Annotated in this window: 22 protein-coding genes; 17 read left to right on the top strand and 5 right to left on the bottom strand. The window is 64.3% G+C overall.

Annotated elements, in window-relative coordinates; translation table 11 throughout:
• From VLR48_RS13725 to VLR48_RS13715, 3 genes are all read left to right on the top strand, one after another.
• Nucleotides 1-293: ATP-binding protein (locus tag VLR48_RS13725; RefSeq protein ID WP_325292336.1), on the top strand; the 293-nt coding region annotated here is incomplete at its 5' end.
• Nucleotides 286-1746 carry a nitrogen regulation protein NR(I) gene (ntrC, locus tag VLR48_RS13720; protein ID WP_325292335.1) on the top strand — a complete coding sequence of 487 codons (1461 nt, stop codon included), beginning with the start codon at nt 286-288 and terminating at the stop codon, nt 1744-1746. The genes VLR48_RS13725 and ntrC, both read left to right, overlap by 8 nt.
• Before the next feature lie 87 nt (nt 1747-1833).
• Nucleotides 1834-2217: a hypothetical protein gene (locus tag VLR48_RS13715; RefSeq protein ID WP_325292334.1), complete on the top strand. Its 384-nt coding sequence runs from the start codon at nt 1834-1836 to the stop codon at nt 2215-2217.
• An 83-nt stretch (nt 2218-2300) separates the two neighbouring features.
• On the opposite strand, the gene VLR48_RS13710 is transcribed toward VLR48_RS13715, so the two are convergent.
• Nucleotides 2301-2525, bottom strand: coding sequence for a hypothetical protein (locus tag VLR48_RS13710; protein ID WP_325292333.1), 225 nt, complete (start codon nt 2523-2525; stop codon nt 2301-2303).
• A gap of 174 nt (nt 2526-2699) precedes the next feature.
• Between VLR48_RS13710 and VLR48_RS13705 the strand changes: the two genes are divergently transcribed.
• Nucleotides 2700-3176 (top strand): tRNA (cytidine(34)-2'-O)-methyltransferase, encoded by a 477-nt coding sequence (locus VLR48_RS13705; protein ID WP_325292332.1) that lies wholly within the window; start codon nt 2700-2702, stop codon nt 3174-3176.
• Nucleotides 3177-3229: 53 nt separating this feature from the next.
• On the opposite strand, the gene VLR48_RS13700 is transcribed toward VLR48_RS13705, so the two are convergent.
• The 4 genes from VLR48_RS13700 to VLR48_RS13685 all read right to left on the bottom strand — a co-directional run bounded on the left by VLR48_RS13700 (nt 3230) and on the right by VLR48_RS13685 (nt 5838).
• Nucleotides 3230-4258, bottom strand: a complete 1029-nt coding sequence (locus VLR48_RS13700) for an NAD(P)H-dependent glycerol-3-phosphate dehydrogenase (protein ID WP_325292337.1) — start codon at nt 4256-4258, stop codon at nt 3230-3232.
• Nucleotides 4259-4266: 8 nt separating this feature from the next.
• Nucleotides 4267-4767, bottom strand: a complete 501-nt coding sequence (gene secB / locus VLR48_RS13695) for a protein-export chaperone SecB (protein WP_325292331.1) — start codon at nt 4765-4767, stop codon at nt 4267-4269.
• Nucleotides 4768-4873: 106 nt separating this feature from the next.
• Nucleotides 4874-5302 carry a rhodanese-like domain-containing protein gene (locus VLR48_RS13690; RefSeq protein WP_325292330.1) on the bottom strand — a complete coding sequence of 143 codons (429 nt, stop codon included), beginning with the start codon at nt 5300-5302 and terminating at the stop codon, nt 4874-4876.
• A gap of 167 nt (nt 5303-5469) precedes the next feature.
• The gene (locus VLR48_RS13685) at nt 5470-5838 is read right to left on the bottom strand and encodes a metalloregulator ArsR/SmtB family transcription factor (RefSeq protein ID WP_325292329.1); all 369 of its coding nucleotides are present in this window, start codon (nt 5836-5838) and stop codon (nt 5470-5472) included.
• A 227-nt stretch (nt 5839-6065) separates the two neighbouring features.
• Here VLR48_RS13685 and VLR48_RS13680 point away from each other — a divergent pair, with 227 nt between their 5' ends.
• From VLR48_RS13680 to gspM, 13 genes are all read left to right on the top strand, one after another.
• Nucleotides 6066-7466 carry a murein hydrolase activator EnvC family protein gene (locus VLR48_RS13680; protein WP_325292328.1) on the top strand — a complete coding sequence of 467 codons (1401 nt, stop codon included), beginning with the start codon at nt 6066-6068 and terminating at the stop codon, nt 7464-7466.
• A gap of 130 nt (nt 7467-7596) precedes the next feature.
• Nucleotides 7597-8943, top strand: a complete 1347-nt coding sequence (locus VLR48_RS13675; protein WP_325292327.1) for a S41 family peptidase — start codon at nt 7597-7599, stop codon at nt 8941-8943.
• A 58-nt stretch (nt 8944-9001) separates the two neighbouring features.
• Nucleotides 9002-9556, top strand: coding sequence for a DJ-1 family glyoxalase III (locus VLR48_RS13670; protein WP_325292326.1), 555 nt, complete (start codon nt 9002-9004; stop codon nt 9554-9556).
• Nucleotides 9557-9610: 54 nt separating this feature from the next.
• On the top strand, nt 9611-10657 hold the full coding sequence (locus tag VLR48_RS13665) for a glycosyltransferase family 4 protein (RefSeq protein WP_325292325.1): 1047 nt from the start codon (nt 9611-9613) through the stop codon (nt 10655-10657).
• Nucleotides 10658-10707: 50 nt separating this feature from the next.
• Complete coding sequence (gspE, locus tag VLR48_RS13660) at nt 10708-12591, top strand: type II secretion system ATPase GspE (RefSeq protein ID WP_325292324.1); 1884 nt, start codon at nt 10708-10710, stop codon at nt 12589-12591.
• A 172-nt stretch (nt 12592-12763) separates the two neighbouring features.
• Nucleotides 12764-13972 carry a type II secretion system F family protein gene (locus tag VLR48_RS13655; RefSeq protein ID WP_325292323.1) on the top strand — a complete coding sequence of 403 codons (1209 nt, stop codon included), beginning with the start codon at nt 12764-12766 and terminating at the stop codon, nt 13970-13972.
• Nucleotides 13973-14073: 101 nt separating this feature from the next.
• Nucleotides 14074-14514: a type II secretion system major pseudopilin GspG gene (gene gspG, locus VLR48_RS13650; protein ID WP_325292322.1), complete on the top strand. Its 441-nt coding sequence runs from the start codon at nt 14074-14076 to the stop codon at nt 14512-14514.
• Nucleotides 14515-14551: 37 nt separating this feature from the next.
• Nucleotides 14552-15016 (top strand): GspH/FimT family pseudopilin, encoded by a 465-nt coding sequence (locus VLR48_RS13645; RefSeq protein ID WP_325292321.1) that lies wholly within the window; start codon nt 14552-14554, stop codon nt 15014-15016.
• Nucleotides 15013-15441: a type II secretion system protein gene (locus tag VLR48_RS13640; protein ID WP_325292320.1), complete on the top strand. Its 429-nt coding sequence runs from the start codon at nt 15013-15015 to the stop codon at nt 15439-15441. Before VLR48_RS13645 ends, VLR48_RS13640 begins: the two co-directional genes overlap by 4 nt.
• Nucleotides 15442-15617: 176 nt before the next feature.
• The gene (locus VLR48_RS13635; protein ID WP_325292319.1) at nt 15618-16322 is read left to right on the top strand and encodes a prepilin-type N-terminal cleavage/methylation domain-containing protein; all 705 of its coding nucleotides are present in this window, start codon (nt 15618-15620) and stop codon (nt 16320-16322) included.
• Nucleotides 16319-17254, top strand: coding sequence for a type II secretion system protein GspK (locus tag VLR48_RS13630; RefSeq protein WP_325292318.1), 936 nt, complete (start codon nt 16319-16321; stop codon nt 17252-17254). Before VLR48_RS13635 ends, VLR48_RS13630 begins: the two co-directional genes overlap by 4 nt.
• Before the next feature lie 106 nt (nt 17255-17360).
• The gene (locus VLR48_RS13625; RefSeq protein ID WP_325292317.1) at nt 17361-18458 is read left to right on the top strand and encodes a PilN domain-containing protein; all 1098 of its coding nucleotides are present in this window, start codon (nt 17361-17363) and stop codon (nt 18456-18458) included.
• Nucleotides 18455-19069, top strand: coding sequence for a type II secretion system protein GspM (gene gspM, locus VLR48_RS13620; protein ID WP_325292316.1), 615 nt, complete (start codon nt 18455-18457; stop codon nt 19067-19069). Before VLR48_RS13625 ends, gspM begins: the two co-directional genes overlap by 4 nt.
• Nucleotides 19070-19215: the final 146 nt, after the last annotated feature.

Here is a 19215-nt window from a genome sequence, read left to right as displayed (position 1 = left end):
TGACCGGACGCATCGAGCTGCGCACGCGCGTCCTGCGGCAATTCACGATCGGAAACCGACGTCATCGCCTTGTGCTGCAGGCCCAAATCCGTGATGACGGACCCGGAATCCCGCAGGAGATCGAGGATCGAATCTTTTTTCCGATGGTGTCGGGCCATCAAGGCGGCACCGGGCTAGGCCTACCCATCGCCCAAGAGCTCATCAATCAACACGGAGGCCTCATCGAGTGCGAGAGTCGGCCCGGCGAGACCACGTTTTACGTCTATCTGCCGTTGGAGACGGCCTATGAATAATCGCGAGCCCAAGGTCTGGGTCATCGACGACGACAGGTCCATCCGGTGGGTGCTCGAGCGCGCGTTGCGCAAGGCCGAGATGCACGTGACCTGTTTCTCCAACGGCGTCGGTGTCATGGAGGCGCTCCAGCGCGAGCAGCCCGATGTCATCCTCACCGATATCCGCATGCCGGGGATCGACGGTTTGGATCTTCTGCGACAGGTCTCGGCCCGCTATCCGGGGCTGCCCGTCATCATCATGACCGCACATTCCGACCTCGACAGCGCGGTGTCGGCCTTTCATGGCGGTGCCTTCGAGTATCTGCCCAAACCATTCGATCTCGACGAGGCTGTCGGACAGGTCAACCGGGCTTGTCGACGCGGTCGCGAGGAGCGCCCGGAAGAGATCGTGATGACCAAGGCGCCGGACATCATCGGCGAGGCCCCGGCCATGCAGGAGGTCTTTCGGGCCATCGGCCGGCTTGCGCGCTCCAACATCACGGTTCTGATCAACGGCGAATCCGGAACCGGGAAGGAGTTGGTTGCACGCGCCCTGCACCGCCACAGTCCGCGCAGCGATCGACCCTTCATCGCCCTGAACATGGCCGCAATCCCGAGAGATCTTCTGGAATCGGAGCTGTTCGGCCATGAGCGCGGCTCCTTTACGGGTGCTCAAAGTCGCCGTGAAGGGCGATTCGAGCAGGCCGACGGCGGGACCTTGTTCCTCGACGAGATCGGGGATATGCCCGCCGAGCTTCAAACCCGACTCCTTCGGGTCCTCGCCGACGGAGAGTTCTATCGTGTCGGCGGCGTTGCCCCGACACGGGTGGATGTTCGGATCATCGCGGCGACACACCAGAACCTCGAAGAATTGGTTCGCCAAGGCCGTTTTCGCGAAGACTTGTTCCATCGTCTCAACGTCATCCGGATTCATCTCCCCGCGCTGCGCAATCGGCGCGAAGACGTCCCCGTCTTGATGCGGCACTTCCTCGCCCAAGCGGCACTGGAGCTGACGTGCGAGCCGAAGGTACTCGCGCCGAGCGCCATCGAGCATCTGAAACGGCTCGACTGGCCCGGCAATGTTCGCCAGCTCGAGAACACCGCCCGCTGGGTCACGGTCATGGCCTCGGGCAAAGAGATTCACGCCGAGGATCTCCCGCCCGAGCTCAACGCATCGTTTTCCGAGCCGGTTCGCGACGAGCCGTGGGAGACCGTGTTTCGCCGCTGGGTGCGTCAGAGCCTCAAACAGGGCCAAGGTGCCTTGCTGGATACGGCCATGCCGGTGTTCGAGCAAATCCTGATTCAGACTGCCTTGGAGCATACCGGCGGGCGTCGGCAAGAGGCTGCGCGCCTCCTCGGCTGGGGACGCAACACCCTGACCCGTAAGATCAAGGAGCTGCAACTGGATATCGAGACCGACCCGGAGGATCCCTCGGCGGATGAGGATTCGGTACGGAGCCCCCAAATCGGGTAGGCGGATCGAGGACGCGCCCGGCGGTCATCGCCCCGCTGAATCCACTCTTGGTAGCGAATGACAGATTCGGAGAATGACGTGGACAGTATGAGTATCGACCTGAAGGGCTCGGAGATCTCGTCGATCGATCTGGAGGACGGACGCCTGAGCCTACGTTTCTCGCGGGCCTATCTCGTCAAGACGATGACGGGCTCGAACGAGCGCACGCGCTGGCAGCAGGTAGGGGACTTAGTGATCGACGGGGTCGAGGAAACCTCGACAATTCCGAGCGGGCCGCTCATCTGTGGAGGAGGCGACATCGAAGAAAACATCTTCACCTATCGCGATATGGTCCCGATCCCGCTCGAGAGTCGAGGACATGCGCGGTGTGTGTTGAAGTTCGAGGGGATTGCGGAGCCGTTCGTCGCTCAGGGAACGGCGATTAGACTGGATATGCACGAGACACCCAAATACATCGAGCACTTACGCTGATCAGCGTTTCGCGGAAACCCTTTTCGCTGTGAGCCGCGTCCGACATTCCGGACGCGGGCTCCAGCAAGGTCGTGCGGGTCTGATCAGTTGCGCGCCGAGCCGACGATCTCGTGCGCAATGTCGACGACGCGGTTGGCCATATCCTGGTATTCCTGCCGATAGTTGACGAGCAAGCCGTCCGTCGCCGCCCAGTAATCCTTGCCCGAAACCCCGTGCTCATGCTCGAAGTCGATGAAGTGCTTTTGCATCCCGAGCATCTTCTCGATCAACTCCTGCTTTTCCTTCTTCAGCGCGGCGATATCGCTCATGTCGGTGTCCTCATAGGGTTTTTGGCCGCCCTGCAGCGGCGGAGTTAGAACTTTCACAAACCTTAATATAGCATGCAGCGAGACGTCTCGGTCAACCGCCTAACCTGTTCGTGGTTCGATCGATTCCGACCGCGACCGACCTGCTCGCCCACGCCCGACCCACCTGGATCAGCGATGTTCGATGTCATCCTCTACGAGCCGGAGATCCCGCCCAATACCGGCAATGTCATGCGGCTTTGCGCCAACAGCGGCCTGCGACTCAATCTAATCGAGCCTCTCGGGTTCGTGCTGGAGGATCGTCTGCTCAGGCGTGCCGGGCTCGACTACCGGGAATGGGCCGAGGTCGAAGTCTACCCGTCGATGGCGACCTGTCTCGGAGCGATTCGTCCGCAGCGGCTCTTCGCGCTCACGACCCGCGGCACAACGGCCTATACGACCCCGCGCTACAAAACCGGCGACGCATTTGTTTTCGGCCCGGAGACACGAGGTCTACCGCAAGCCTTGCTCGACACCCTCCCGACCGATCGATGCCTTTACATTCCGATGCGTCCGGGCAATCGCAGCCTCAATCTCTCGAATGCCGTTGCTGTGGTCGCTTTCGAGGCATGGCGTCAGACAGGGTTCGATGGGGCTGTCGCACGGGGGACGTGAGCCGTGCCCGGCCGACACGATCGATCAAGGCTGCCGATCACGCCGAACGCGGTTCAGCCGAACTCCGCCTTCGGCTCGCGCTCGAGCAAGGCTCGGGTCGCGCTTTCGGGTGAGACACCTTCGTAAAGCACCCGGTAGACCTGCTCGCTGATCGGCATCTCGATTCCCAAACGGGAGGCGAGCCGATGCATGGCGAGCGCGGTCACGACACCTTCGACCTCTTGGCCGATCTTGGCCTGCGCATCCGACAAGCTCGCCCCGGCAGCGAGCGCAAGGCCCATCCGCCGGTTTCGCGACTGGTTGTCCGTGCAGGTCAAGACCAGATCGCCGATGCCCGCGAGACCCATGAAGGTCTCCTTGCGACCGCCCAAGGCGGTGCCGACCCGAATCAGCTCGGCAAGCCCTCGCGTGATGAGCGCGGCGCGGGTATTGGCACCGAACCCGAGACCGTCCGCGATCCCGGTGGCGATCGCGAGCACGTTCTTGGCGGCTCCGCAGACCTCGACACCGACCATGTCCGAGCTCGTGTAGGCGCGAAACCGCTCTCCGTGGAGAAGTCGTGCCATCCGCTCTGCGAAGGCCGAATCGGACGAGGCAACCGTCACGGCGGTCGGTAGTCCGTGCGCGACCTCCTGAGCAAAGCTGGGTCCGGACACCACCGCAAGCGCGCGGACGCCGAGGCTCTCCCGGGCGACGGCGTGGAGGAGCTCCCCGCTTGCCGGATCGAGACCCTTGGTTGCCCAAGCCACGCCCATCGTCTCGGGAAGTCGTCGCGCGATCTGCTCCGCCACGCGTCGAAACGCGTGACTTGGAACGACGATCAGGCAGTCGCTCGCCCCGGCAAGCGCCTCGTCCAGGGACGCAGTCGCAGACAGGCTGTCGGGAAGCGGAACCCCCGGCAGAAAAAGACGGTTCTCGCCGTCGCGACGCAAGGCGGCGATCTGCTCGATCTCGTGACCCCACAGCCGCACCCGGTGTCCATTCCGGCACAGCAGGATGGCGAGAGCCGTTCCCCAGGATCCGGCACCCAGGACCGCAATTGTGGCCTGCGTGGAATCGGCCTGTAGGGTATCGGCCGGCATGATCGCGCTCAATGCTGGCTCGGCTGCTCGGCTGCCTCGCCCTTGGCGCGCTGCATCGCCTCCTGTTGATGCTGCGCAAAGAGCGCGTCGAAATTGACATGCTGGAGAACGAGCTGCGGGAAGCTGCCCTTGGACACGAGATCGGAGACGACCTCCCGGGCGTAGGGAAAGAGCAGATTGGGACAGTAGGCACCGACCATGGCGCCCATTTCCTGTTCGGCAAAACCGGCGATGCCGAAGATCCCCGCTTGCTGAACCTCGACGATAAAGGCCGTTTTGTCCCCGAGCTTTGCCGAGACGGTCACGGAGAGCACGACCTCGAAAAGGTCATCCTGGATCCGATTGACGTTGGTGCTGACATTGAGCTCATGCGTGGGCTTCCACTCGCCGCGAAAGATGTCCGGCGCATTGGGAGATTCAAACGACGCGTCTTTGACGTAGACCCGTTGGACGGAAAACTGTCGCTCGGTTTGGGTGCGGGGCTCGTTGCTTTGCGCGTTCTCGGCCATGTTGTGGTTCCTTATCGAAGACTGGATCGAAGTTTGGAGAAAGGCAGGGAGTGGATCGGTGCCGGCGTGGTCGATCCGGGCGCCGGCACCGGAATCGGCGTGCGGCTCAGCGTTTCTTGCGTGTGAGCGGGAGGCTCGCGGCTTCCCACGCCATGATCCCGCCGTGCAGGTTGAAGACCTGCTCGAACCCTTCCTTTCGCAGCTGGCCGCAGGCCATCGCCGACTGGGCACCGGACCGGCAGTTGATGATGATCGGCTTGGCCTTGTGCTTGGTCAGCGTGGCGATCTGGTTCTTGAACCCGTTCATGGGAACGTTGATCGCGTTGATGATGTGACCTTTTGCAAAATCGGCCGCCGGGCGAACATCGATGACCACCGCGTCCTGATGGTTGATCATTTCGGTCGCCGCCAAAGGCTCGACGCTGCCTTTACCGCCCACGATGATGTTGTGGGTCAGCAAGCCCAAGATGACGAACAAGGCCACGAAAAGGTACCAGTGGCTTCCGACGAACTCCACGATTTGGTCTAACAGCATCGCTCTGCGATCTCGTTGATTGGGCAGGATTCCGGAACGCCGCGACCGGCGCCTCGACCTCGGGTCGAGCGCACCGGGGCTACAGTTGCCCGCGACTGCCCTTGGAATGATTGAGGTGCCGGATTATAGGGAGACGGGACGCAGGCGTCATCCCGCAGTCCGTCGACTCAGTGGGTGTGCTGGCAGAAGACCTCGCGCATCATCCCGATCAGCTGAAGGGTCCTTCCGTCGCTCACCCGGTAATACACGCGGTTGGCATCCTTGCGCGAGGCCAGGATGCCCTTGTCCCGCAGAATCGCCAGATGTTGGGAGATGTTGCTCTGCGAAGTCCCGACGTGGTCCACGATCTCCTGGACGCTGACCTCCTGGTCCCCCAGGGTGCAGAGGATCTTCAGGCGCAAGGGATGCGACATGGCTTTCAGCGATCGGGAGGCCCGCTCGATGTCGGCATCGTCCGCGAACAGGTTCATCTCGTCGGGGTCGTCGACCGGGTCGTTCAGGACCGGGCGGGAAGGCTGGCTCAGATTGCTCACCATCGGATCCTGTCTCATCAATTATTAACAATACAATAATAAACTCTTTCCGGCAGAGTGCGAAGCACATGTACCCATCGCCGCCGACGCTTACCCGACGACGACGGTCGCGCCGCTGCAGGCCGAAGATCCCGCACGGACGATTCTCGGTTCGTCCAGGGGTTTCCGATCGGGCCTCGGACGATGCGTATAATCAGGCGACCGATTCGCACCATGACCCCCTCACCGCCGTGCCTAGGACCGTCGCAACAGGACATCCCGAGCGGCTTCGCCGCGAGCTGCACGATCACAGGCGTTACCGAGCGCTGGATTGGATCGGGCGCCGCTTTGCGCGCCTGGCGCTGGCATGCGTCCTGGTCTCGTCGCCGGCGGCTGCACTGGAGACGGCATACGACGAGTCCTTGGATACGCGCGCGAAGGACCTTCAGGAGATTCAGCGCCACGTCGAGTCGGTCGGTCGCGAGCTCATCGAGCAGCATGCGGACCGCCGTGCCTTGATCGCGGAGCTTGAGGTGCGCGAGCGCGAGGTTGCCGGGGCGGCCGTCAGCGGCAGAGAGTTGGCGCAGGCCGTTGCCGAGCAGACCCGCGTCGCGGAGGCGCTGCGGGTACGTCATCTCGAGGAGTACGCCGCACTTGAGCAGGAGCTTGCGCTCTGGGCGGACCTGGTTCGCACCGCTTATGTCATGGGTCGGGCGGATCGACTGCGTCTGCTCTTGAATCAAGAGGATACCGCTCAAGCGAGCCGCATCCTATCCTATTTCGCGTACTTGAACCGAGAACAGCTCCGTAGGATTACCGCCATTCAGGCGCGCGTCGAGCGGCTCACGCGCTTGGCCCACGAGGCCGAGCGGGAGGCGGAACGTCTGATCGATCTCGCACGCCGGCAAGAGGCGGCGCGGCTCCGCTTGGAGGCCGCGCGGGAAGAACGCGCCGCGGTCTTGAGTCGATTGGAAGCCAGCATCGCCGGCCGAACCGAGAATCTCGAGGTCCTCGAGCGGGATGCCGAGGCGCTGCGGCTTCTGGTCGAGCACCTGCGTCAGCGTGCTCAGATCCGTGCCGAGCTCGATATCCGGCGCGATCCGTTTCCGGAGCGCCGAGGGCGTTTGTCATGGCCCCTGTTGCAAGGGGAGGTCGTTGCCGAGTTCGGAACGCTCAAACCCGATTCCGAGCTGCGCTGGGACGGCGTGCTGCTGGCTGCGCGACAAGGCGAAGAGGTGCGCGCCGTGCATGACGGGCGGGTGATCCACGCCGATTGGCTGCGTGGGTTCGGGCTGCTCTTGGTGATCGACCACGGAGAGGGCTACATGTCGATCTACGGTCACAACGAGGCGCTTCTAAAGGAGACCGGCGAGTGGGTGGCCACCGGCGAGGTCATCGCCCTGAGTGGCGACAGCGGCGGTCGGGAAGAGCCCGTGCTCTACTTTGCCATCCGTCACAACGGCAAGCCGCAGGATCCCTCGGGCTGGTGCGGCGGAGCGGCTCGGCAGGGATCCCTCTCCGGAGCGGACCGGAGCGATCTTTACGGCCTACGGGAACGCGTCGGCCCCGAACCGATCAAACCACAAGTCAGGCCGCAACGAAGTCCCTCCCTCGGCGCGGCTGCCTGCCACCAAGCGTCGGGATCAACCTGACGAAGGCACCGAAAACATGCGATGCTAGGTCATCGTTCCGCAATCGCGGATCGGCTGTGTCCGGCCGCGCGATGCACGCCCCGCCGAGCGGCGTGTCGACCCCAACCGACGTGATTCCATGATGCATGCCATGACCCGACGCCTACCCTTTGCCTCGACCTTGATTCTCGGGACCTGTCTCGTCTGGCCGGGGGCGCCGGGTGACCGCGCCTTCGCCGAGACGATCGAGAGCCCCGCTATCCCCGAAACCATGGCCACGACGGACGAGACCGCGAGCGAGCTCCCGCTCGAAGATCTGCGAACCTTTGCCGAGGTCTTCGGGCGCATCAAAGAAGAATACGTCGAGGGTGTCCAGGATAAGTCCCTTCTGGAAGGCGCGATCCGCGGCATGCTCGCAGGGCTCGACCCGCACTCGGCCTATCTCGACAACGAGGAGTTCCAGGATCTGCAGGTCGGCACGCGCGGCGAGTTCGGCGGTCTCGGGATCGAGGTCGGAATGGAAGATGGCTTCGTGAAGGTGATCGCGCCGATCGACGACACGCCTGCACAACGCGCCGGCCTTCAGACCGGCGATACCATCGTACGCATCGACCAGAAGCCGGTAAAGGGGATGAGCCTGAACGATGCGGTGACCTTGATGCGGGGGGAGCCCGGCACGAGCATCGAGCTGACCATCATGCGCTCCGGCGACGAGCCGCCGTTCGACGTCACGCTCGAGCGGGCGGTCATTCAGGTTGCCAGCGTACGCAGCCGTCCGCTCGCGCCCGGCTTCGGCTACATCCGGGTCTCGCATTTTCAATCGCGTACCACCGAGGACGTGCTCGCGGCGGTCGACACCCTCAAGGGCGAAAACGACGGCACGCTGAAAGGGATCGTGCTCGATCTGCGCAACAACCCCGGCGGCGTGCTCAACAGCGCGGTCGGGGTGAGCGACGCCTTTCTGACCGGCGGTCTGATTGTCTACACCGAGGGTCGGCAGGAAGACAGCAAGCTCCAGTTCCAGGCCGGACCCGACGATATCCTGTCCGGTGCGCCGATCGTCGTCCTGGTCAACGGCGGCAGCGCCTCGGCGTCCGAGATCGTCGCCGGTGCCCTGCAGGACCACAAACGTGCCATCGTCATGGGCAACCAGACGTTCGGCAAGGGTTCGGTCCAGACCATCGTGCCGATCGACGATACGACTGCGCTCAAGCTCACGACCGCTCGCTACTTCACCCCCTCGGGGCGTTCGATCCAGGCCCAGGGCATCACCCCGGACATCGAGCTCGAGCGCGGCGAGTTCAAACCCTTGGAGGACAGCGGCGTGCAGGATCTGAAGGAGTCCGATCTGGCGCGCCACCTCGAGGAAAATGCCCCGGAGGACACCTCGGAGGAGGGTGCGGCGAAGAGCTCGCTTGTCGCCGAAGATTTCCAACTGGCTGAAGCGCTCAATGTTCTGAGAGCGTTGAATATTTTGGGTCGGATAGGCAACCCCTAGCCGGCGTGTTTCGAGCGACGCAGGCCGCGTCGTCCTCGGTCCAAATCGGAGTCGACACATGCCCAGCGTACTCGTCCCGCTCGCACAGGGATGCGAAGAGCTCGAGGCCGTGACCATCATCGATCTGCTGCGCCGCGCCGCGCTCGATGTGGTGACGGCCGGGCTGGACAACCGGCCGGTGACCGCGAGCCGGGGAACCCTTTTGATCGCGGATACCAGACTCGAGGATGTCCTGGAACGGACCTTCGACATGATCGTCCTGCCGGGTGGATTGCCGGGAGCCGACCACCTCGCGGAGGATCCTCGCATCATCGCTTTGCTTCGCCGTCAGCATGCGGCGGGCCGTTTTTCCGCGGCGATCTGCGCCGCACCGAAGGTCCTCGCGCGTGCGGGACTGCTCGACGGGCGATCGGCGACCCACTACCCCGGGGCCGTCGATCACGCGGTCTATCCGAGTGTTGAATTCACCGACGCCTCGGTGGTTGTCGACGGCACGATCGTGACCTCGCGCGGCCCCGGCACCGCGATGGACTTCGCTTTGCAACTGATCGAGCTTCTGCTCGGAGGCGAATCGCGCGACCGGGTCGAGCGCGGATTGGTCCGAACCCTCTGACGGGAGACCAAAGCCGCCGGCCCGGATACCCGTGAGCCCAGGACATCAAGGACCATGCCCCTCGACACGCCGATCTCGGCTGCCGCAACCCTCGTCTCGTTTTTGTTGAGTGTCGCCGCAACCGGCTGGCTGGCCTCGCACGGCGCTGCCGGTCGCGGACCGCTCGATTACCCCAACGCGCGCTCGCTGCACAGCACGCCGGTGCCCCGCAGCGGCGGCCTCGCCGTTCTGCTCGGCTCGAGCACACCGCTGCTGGTACTGGCCGCTCTCGGGATCTCCACACCCGAGCTGGGCTGGATCGCGGCGGCCTTGCTGCCGGTCGCGGGCATCGCGTATCTCGACGACCTCGGGGAGGTGTCGCGTCGTCTGAGGCTCGTCGCCCAGATCGGTGCCGCCCTGCTGTTGATGAGCGGCGGTCTGCGCTGGACCCTGCTCGATCTGCCGGGATGGGTCCTGGTCTTTCCGGGATGGGCCGCTGTCGTGCTGACCCTCGTTTATGTCGTCTGGCTCATCAATCTGTACAACTTCATGGACGGGATGGACGGCTTCGCCGCAGGGATGGCGCTGTTCGGATTCTCCGCGTTCGCGATTCTGGGCTGGTCCGGAGGCGAGCCTCTCTTTGCGCTGGCCTCGGCTTGCGTTGCCGTCGCGAGCGCCGGGTTTCTGACGGGCAATTTTCCGCCGGCACGGATCTTTCTGGGCGACGCGGGTTCATCGAGTCTAGGGTTGTTCGTGGCCGCCTTCTCGCTTTGGGGCGCCCACCTCGGACTCTTTCCGCTGTGGAGCGCATGGCTCGCCTTCTCGCCCTTCATCCTGGATGCGACCTGGACCCTGTTGGCCCGTCTGGCGCGGCGCGAGCGCATCTGGGAGCCGCACCGCTCGCATCACTATCAGCGATTGGTCCTGGCGGGCTGGAGCCATCGGCAAACCCTGTTGCGGGTCTATCCGCTCATGATTGCCGCCGCCGCCTGCGCTGTGGCCTCGCCGCGCCTCCCGCCGCATGAGCAGTGGCTGCTGATCGGAGCTTGGGCGATGATCTATGCCTTGATCCATCTGAAGGTACGCCTGGTCGAGCGCACCGCATCGACGGAGTCCTTATGATTGACGAACAAATGATCCGTCCGAGGCCGTCCAAGACCGGAGGAATGCCGATGCATGACGACGCCGTCCTCGAAGAAGCACCGAGCATCAGCGCGACGCGCGATGACCTCGACGCCATGTCCTCCGAGTCGCAGACCTTCGCCCCGACCTTCGACTCCGCCGTTTCTCCGACCGCTGCCATCCCCTGGGCGGCCGACAGCGATACGACCGCGGAGGTCGCGGGCTCCCACTCTGCGGAGCCGCCTCCGGAAGGACGCGTCGTCGCACACCTGCATGCGTCCGGGAAGCTCTCGCCCGGCGATCTCGGGCGGGCGAGGCGTCTCGCCGACGAGGCCGGAGACCCCCTCCTGCCGATGCTCGTCCGTCTGGGACTCATCTCCGAGCGCGACATGGCGCAGGCGATGTCCGACGTGCTCGAGCTGCCCCTGGCCGACGCGAGCAGCTTCCCGTCCGAGCCGGTTCGCGACGATCTCTTCAGTCTGCGATTTCTCAAGGACGCCAAGGTGCTTCCCTTGTTCGAAGACGAGGACGGTATCCGGATCGCTTTCGCGCATCCGATCGATCGGTTCGCGGTCGAGGCCATGCAGATGGCGGCGGGCAAGCCGGTGAAGGCATTCGTGGGGCTGCCGAGCGAGATCGAGCTGGCACTGGAGCGCCTCTACGAAAAGGTCGAAGAGGCTCCGGAAAGCGCCGAAGGGGCGCTCGGCGATTTCGACGAGGAGGACATCGAGCATCTCAAGGATCTGGCCAGCGAGGCCCCGGTCATCCGGATGGTCAACCAGCTGAGCCAAAAGGCGCTCGAATCGCGCGCATCGGATATCCATATCGAGCCCTTCGCCGACCAACTGAAGGTGCGTTACCGCGTCGACGGGATCCTCAAGGAGGTCGACGCACCGCCCGTGCGCTCGACCGCCGCCGTCATCTCGCGCGTGAAGATCATGGCGAAGCTCAACATCGCCGAGCGGCGCCTGCCTCAGGACGGGCGCATCCCGATCCGAATCCAGGGTCGCGAGCTGGACCTGCGTGTCTCCACGGTTCCGACCATGTTCGGCGAGAGCGTGGTCATGCGTCTGCTCGACAAGGAGAGCGTGCGCTTCGATCTGGATGCGCTCGGCTTCGATGGCTCACCGCGCGAGCGCCTCAGGCTTATCCTGGAGAAGCCCTACGGCATCCTGTTGGTGACCGGGCCGACCGGCTCGGGCAAGAGCACCACGCTCTACACCGCGCTCAGCCGCATGAACACCGAGGAGCGCAAGATCATCACGGTCGAGGACCCGGTGGAGTACCAGTTGGCCGGGATCAACCAGATCCAGGTGAAAAGCGCCATCGGCATGACCTTCGCCAGCGCCCTGCGCGCCATCGTCCGCCAGGATCCGGACGTCATCATGGTCGGCGAGATGCGCGACCTCGAGACGGCCCGGATCGCCGTCCAGTCGGCCCTTACCGGGCATGTCGTGCTCTCGACCCTGCACACCAACGACGCGGCCAGCGGCGTGACCCGCCTGCTTGAAATGGGTGTCGAGGACTATCTGCTTACATCCACGATCAACGGCATCCTCGCCCAACGCTTGGTGCGCAAGCTGTGCCCGCATTGCCAGGAGTCCTATCCGGCGATCCCGGAGCTGGCGGTGCGTTTCTCCGCCATCGGCGCGGCGCCGGAGGATGTCGAGCTGCACCGCGCCGTCGGTTGCGATGCCTGCAACGGGACCGGCTATCGCGGACGTTTGGTCATCACCGAGGTCCTGCTGATGACCGACCAGATCCGCAAGGCCGTGCTGAACCATGCAACCGCGACCGAGATCCGCCGCATCGCGGTCGCCGAGGGGATGGAGACCATGTACTTGGATGGTCTGCGTAAGGCGCTCGACGGTCGCACGACGATCGAGGAGGTGCTGCGTGTCGCCGAAGCAGGCGACGAGCCGAGCGCGGACTGAGCCTTGTCCCGAGAGCGCCCGAAGGCTCAGAGCTGGACGCGGCTCAGGAAAACACGTTTGGATCCTCAAACACTTGAACCGCGTCCCCGGCAACGTCGAATGATTCATTCGACCTCAATACAGTACGCACCCGGTGCCTATTGCGCCGGACGCGGTTCAACCGAGGACTGAAGTGCCGAAATTCTTCTACAAGGCGGTCAAGCTCGACGGTGAATCCGTCGAAGGCGAGCAGGAGGCGGTCGACGAGGCCGCGCTGGTGCGCCAACTCCAGTCCGAAGGCCTGATCCCGATCGAAACCCGCTCCTCCGCGGGTCTGCGGGCCCGCTTCGTGCGGACACGACGTCGGCGCATCAACCAAAAGGAGATCGGCATCCTGACCCGCGAGCTGGCGACGCTCCTCGAGGCCGGGATGACCTTAGACCGATCGCTCCAGATCCTGGTGGAGCTCACCGAAGAGGATCATCTGATGCATGTGCTGTCGGATCTGCAGGAACGCGTGCGCGGCGGCGCGACCTTCTCGAGCGCGCTCGACCTGCAGGACGGGCAGTTCCCGCGGCTCTACATCAATATGGTGCGGGCAGGCGAGGCCAGCGGTGCGCTGGATCAAGTACTCAATCGCCTGGCCGATTATCTCGAACGCGTGGCCGAGCTACGCCAGACGATCACCTCGGCGCTGGTCTACCCCTCCATCCTCTTGGTGGTCGCGGCCTTGTCGGTAATCATGCTGCTGGTCTTCGTCGTACCCCAGTTCGCGGTGCTCTTCGACGACATGGGCGAGGCCCTGCCGCTGCCGACCCGGATCGTGGTCGCGACCGGCGATCTCTTCCGCAACTATTGGTGGGCCATGCTGGTCGGCATCGCCTTGATCGCGGTGGTGTTGGAGCGCTGGTTTCAGGATCCGGTCGTGCGCGATCGGTTCGACCACAAGGTTCTGGGGGTGCCGCTCTTCGGTGACCTGATCTGGAAGATGGAGACGGCCCGACTCTGCCATACCCTGGCCACCCTTCTGAAGAACGGTCTGCCCCTGCTCAGTGCACTGACGCTGGCCAAGGAGGTCGTCTCCAACCGCAAGCTCTCGGGCCTGCTCAACGAGGCCGGCGATGATCTGAAGCACGGCCGAGGTCTTGCCGGACCCTTGGCGCGTCTCGAGGTCTTGCCGGATCTGGCGTTGCAGATGATCCGCGTCGGGGAGGAGTCAGGCAGTCTGGACGCGATGCTTGCGAAGGTGGCAAGCATTTACGATCGGGAGACCCGCAACAGCGTCCAGAGTATGCTGACGTTGCTTGAGCCGATCCTCATCGTCGGCCTCGGCATCGTCGTCGCCGGCATCATCATCTCGATCCTGATGGCCATTCTCGGTGCCAACGAGCTGGTGTTCTGACCCGCTCGGCCAACGCCGGTGAGCACGTGCCGATCGCCTTGGCCCTGCACCGTCGGCCCCATACAATGACCACACACGTTCAAAGCCATCCGAGCCAATCTATGCATCCGAATCGATCTCTGACTCAATCAAAGCGTCTTCGCGGTTTCACGCTCGTCGAGCTGCTCGTGGTCCTCGCGATCCTCGGCCTGTTGGCGGGGCTCGTCGGTCCCCAGGTCATGAGTTTCCTCGGCTCATCCAAGACCAAGACGGCCAAGCTCCAGGTCGAGAATCTTGCCGCCACGCTGGATATGTACCGATTGGAGGTCGGCCGCTATCCGACCCAATCCGAGGGTCTGCAGGCCCTCGTGGAGCGACCCGCCAACATTCAGAGCTGGAACGGTCCCTATCTGAGAAAGGGCGAGGTTCCGAAAGACCCTTGGGGCTTCGACTATCAGTATCGTTTCCCCGGCGAGAACGGAGCCTTCGATATCTGGTCGCTCGGTGCGGACAACCGAGAGGGCGGCGACGGCGAGAACGCGGATATTCGCAGTTGGGATTAACGAGGGCACAAGCTTACAGTCTCGCGCGGACATGCAGTTGAGTCATCCTGCTCGGCGTGGACACCGCGGCTTCACCCTCGTGGAGCTGCTCGTGGTCCTGGCGATCGCCGCTTTAGCCATGTCGGCCGTGCCGCCGCTCTTCTCGGCGGCGATGCCTGGCGTGGAGATGAAGGCCGCCGCGCGCAGAACCGTCAGCAGCCTTCGCCTCGCGCGCGAGCTTGCCATCCGTCAGGGGGCCGACGTCGCCTTGATCGTAGACGTCGAGCAACATCGCCTGGAGCTTGCCGGGCACCGCAGTTTGACGATCCCCAAGCGTCTGGATGTCACGCTCGAGGCCGCCGATCGCGAGATGCTCGGAGAGCAGCGCGGGGCGATTCGGTTCTTTCCCGACGGGAGCTCGACCGGGGGCCGCATCATCTTGGCGAGCGAGGGCTCCGGCTACCAGGTCGGTGTCATCTGGTTGACTGGGCGCATCCGAATGGCACCTTGGAGGTCGCAGTGAAGACCTTGCGGAATCAAAGGCAACGGCAGGCCGGCTTTTCGCTGCTCGAGGTGTTGGTTGCCTTCGCGATCCTCTCCGTATCGCTCGGAGTGCTGATGCAGATCTTCTCGCAAGCCTCGCGCGCTACCTTGCTGTCCTCCCAGTACAGCCGCGCCGCTTCTTTGGCAGAGTCCAAACTGAACGCGGTCGGAACGGCGATCCCTTTGGAGGAAGGCGCCGTCTCTGGCGACCCCGAGGGCGGCATCGCATGGGAGGTCACCATCCTCCCGGTCACGCTCGGCGAGGAGTTCGGTGCCGAGCCGTCGGCCACCCCGTACCGGGTCAACGTCACCGCGCTCTGGCAGGACGGCAGCCAAGTGCGAAGCGTGACACTTTCGACCTTGCGCCTCGGGGAGCGGTTCGAAACCGCGTCCATCGTGCCATGAGCCGTGTCCAACCGCGATCGGTCTCGCATCGGTCACCATCGTCGTGGCAGAGGCGCCCTAAACGCATGCATCGTTTTGATTTTGAAGCGATCCGTACCCGGTCTCCCGATGTGTATGCGCGAGCTGACACCTGCCTGATCCCGGTTTTGGCTCGGGCGAGGTCTCGGACCTGGGCAATGAATGTCCGGCGTCGGTTGCGCAACAACAGCGGCTTTACCTTGGTCGAGCTGCTCATCGCCTTGGCCATCGTCAGCCTCATTACGCTCATGCTCTTTTCCGGATTGAGCCTGGGCTCGCGCGCCTGGGAAGGCGTGGACGCGACCTCCGAACGGGTGTCCGAGGTTCGGGTTGCGCGAGATTTTCTGATGTCGACCCTGAGTCAGACGCGGCCCACGACCTTGACGCTCGACGCCGAGATGATCAGCGTCTTCGCCGGCGACAGCGAGCGATTGGAGTTTGTCGCACCGCTGTCCTCGCAGGTCGGTGTACCCGGACTCTACATCCTGCGTCTGGAGCTTGTGCCGATCGATCAAGACGTGAGCCTGGTCCTGACACGCTGGTTGGTTCATCCCGAGGTGCTCGAGGGGACCGATGCGATCCCGACCTGGGAGCCGCTCGAGGCCGACTCGGGCTTCGCGCTGGACTCGACCCCGCTCGATATGGACGCAGCCGCGGGCGCCTTCGGTCGAACCCTGCTTCTGGATCGTGTTGCTGAGTTTCAGATCGCCTATTTCGGTACCGCCGACGGGGAGATCGAACCCGACTGGCACGAGGAGTGGTTCGGACAATCGACCATGCCGACCCTGCTGCAAATCCGTATGGCCACACCCGCGCAGTCCTGGCCGGATCTGATGGTCAGCCTGCCGGTGCGCCTCTTTTGAACGCGTCGCGACCGATCGCCTCGCGCGAGCGGGGCATCGCCTTGGTCCTGGTGCTCTGGGTGCTGACCCTGCTCACCGTCATGGCGGTCGGCCTGACCGCGGCGCAGCGTACCGAGACGGCGCTGAGCGACAATCATGTCTCGGGCGCACGCTTTCGGGCCGCCGCGGATGCCGCCATCGCCTTTACGGTCCTTGTCTTTGCGATGCCGCCGCCCGATGCGACCGACCCGGACGTGTCCGCCTGGTTGCCCAACGGCGTCGCCGTACCTTGGCGGTTCGGCGGGCTCGATCTCTCCATCCGGGTCTTCAACGAGGGATCGCGGATCAATCTGAATCAGGCGACGCCGGAGCTGCTCTCGGCACTCCTGGTGACGCTCGGCATGGAGGAGGATCCCGCGACGTCGCTCGCCGCTTCGATCGCGGATTGGCGCGACGAGGACGATCTGTCGCTTCTGAACGGTGCGGAGGATGGCGACTATCGCGATGCCGGCCTGACCGTCGGGGCGAAGGATGCCCCTTTCGTTGCCGTAGAGGAGCTGATGCAGGTCCTCGGGATGACGCCCGAGATCTACGTGCGCCTGGCCGCGGAGGTCAGCGTCGATCTCGAAGGGGCTGAGCTCGAGGAACGCTATGCCTCGGCGACGGCCATCGCCGCGACCCAGGGGATCCCGTTCGAAGACGCACAACTGCGCGTTATCCAGCGCGACTCGCCGTTGTTCGAGGACAGCAGCGGACCTCGTGTCGTGGACCGTGCTGGACCGCTCTACCGGATCGAGGTCGCGGAAGCCGGTGCGGGCGCCGGCGGACGCAGGATGGAGGCGCTGATCGAGGCCACACCCGGACAGCAAGCGCCCTATCAGGTACGTTGGCGCCGTTTCGGTCTGCCCGCTGCGCCGCCGGCACCGATCGATGTCGAAGCCGATGCCGGTTGACTGGCGTCGCGGCGACGGGTGGACTTACACTCAAGGGGTCGGCTGAGCGCGAGCGCAGGCACGCGACACCCGACACGGATCGACAACCCCATTCAGACTGGCGCCCATGTCCCTCAGCGATCGACTCAAACTCCTCGGGCAGCTCCCGAGCGGCCCCGCGGCGGAACTCGACGATATCTACCGCATCGTCCGGCGCTCGCTCGCGGTCTGTCTGCCCATCCCCGTTCGACGTTTTCTCGCGCGTCGCGACCGCCGTTTGATCATCGAGCCCGTCGCATCGACCGCGCATCTGTTCCTGATGACCGGCGAGGATCGAGAGCCGATCGGGGAGCTCGGGCTCGATGCGGCCACTCCGATACCCGAGATCGCACGATCCGGACATGAGCGCTCCCCAATGCGGGTCTTGATGATTCCGCGCGAAGACATCCTGACCCGCAGCGTTTCGCTGCCGGCGCAGGTGCGGGCCAATCTTCCTCAGGTCATTCGCTACGAGCTCGATCGCCTCTCGCCATTCCAACCCGGCGACGTCCTTTACGATTTCCTCGCCAAGCCTGGCCCGAAAGGTGCCCTGCGCCTGCGGGTTGAGCTCGCCTTGTGCCGTCGCGATCTCGCCTCGGCCTGGGTCCAGCGCATGCGCGATGCGGGAGCACCGATCGATCGGATCGCCTGGGAAGGGGCTTGGCCCTCGGCCAACCTCTTGCCGGCGGCGGAACGCCCGAAGCGCAGCCTGAACCTCTTCAGTGCCGAGAAGCTGCTCTGGGCCGCTGTGGCGCTGCTCTGCGCGGTCGCTCTACTCGGGCCTCTGTGGCAGCAGAAGCGGACCGCGGACGCGCTCGATGTCGAGGTGCGGCGGGCACGCGTCGAGGCGGTCGCGGTCGACGATCTGCGCCAGGAGCTCGAGCGGGCGCGCTTGGGCAGTACGGAGGTCCTCCGGCAGAAACGCGACGAGCCGAACATCCTTGTCCTGTTGCGCGAGCTGAGCGATCGTATCCCGGACGACACCTGGATTCAGACCCTCGACTACAACAACGGGCAGGTCGAGCTGAGGGGTGAATCCGGACAAGCCACCGCCTTGATCGCGCTGCTCGAGCAGGCACCCGGCATCGACGAGGTGTCGTTTCGTTCGCCCGTGACACAGGTCCCGCAGACCGGCAAGGAGCGATTCAATATCTCGTTGCGGTTCACGCGTGCGAGGGAAGAATGAAGTCCCCGTCGCGTCCCGAGATCATCTGCGTCCTCGCATGGGTCCTGCTCGTGTCGGTCCCGCTTCTGGTGATCGGCGGTCTGGCCGTGGCCTGGAGCAGCGAGATGAGAGGTCTTTCCGCACGGATCGCCGACAGCGAGGATCAGCTCGTGCGCTATCGGCGGATGATCGGCACCCTGCCGGAGCTGCGTGCCGAGCTCGAGCGGGTCCGCTCGAACGAGAGCTTCAAGGCGTTCTACTTCGATGCACCCACACCCGCTTTGGCGGGAGCGGAGCTGCAGCGGCAGGTCCAGGATATCGTCACCGCGGCCAGCGGGCGTCTGATCAGTACCCAGATCCTGCCCGGGCCGCCGGAGGAGAGTCCCCCGCGGGTGCGGGTGCGCACCCAGATCCAAGGGTCGACCGAAACCCTCCTGGACATCATCTACAATCTCGAGCAGGCGCGGCCTTTTCTGTTCGTCGATCAGGTCTCGGTCCGCTCCTCGGCCCGCCCTGAACAACCTGCTGCGGCTACACGTGGCCGCGCCATTCGTCGCCCGCCCGTCAATCCGGCAGGCGAGCTGACGGTACGGCTCGACATTTTCGGATTTACCCTCGGAGGTGACACTTGATCAAGTGGCTCCCCGGATTCCTCGTGCTGGCCCTGATCCTCGTCCTTGGCCTGCAATGGAAGGATTGGCCGCCCGGTCCCTCGAGCGCAGGCCTTGATGCGCCATCCTCGGCGGGATCGAGTGCTCCTGTCGACAGCGAGCCGGAC

It is taken from the genome of Thiocapsa sp. (assembly GCF_035467215.1).
GTDB lineage: Bacteria > Pseudomonadota > Gammaproteobacteria > Chromatiales > Chromatiaceae > Thiocapsa.
The sequence above is the reverse complement of the archived record's forward strand: the minus strand, read 5'-3'. Positions and strand labels throughout refer to the sequence as shown.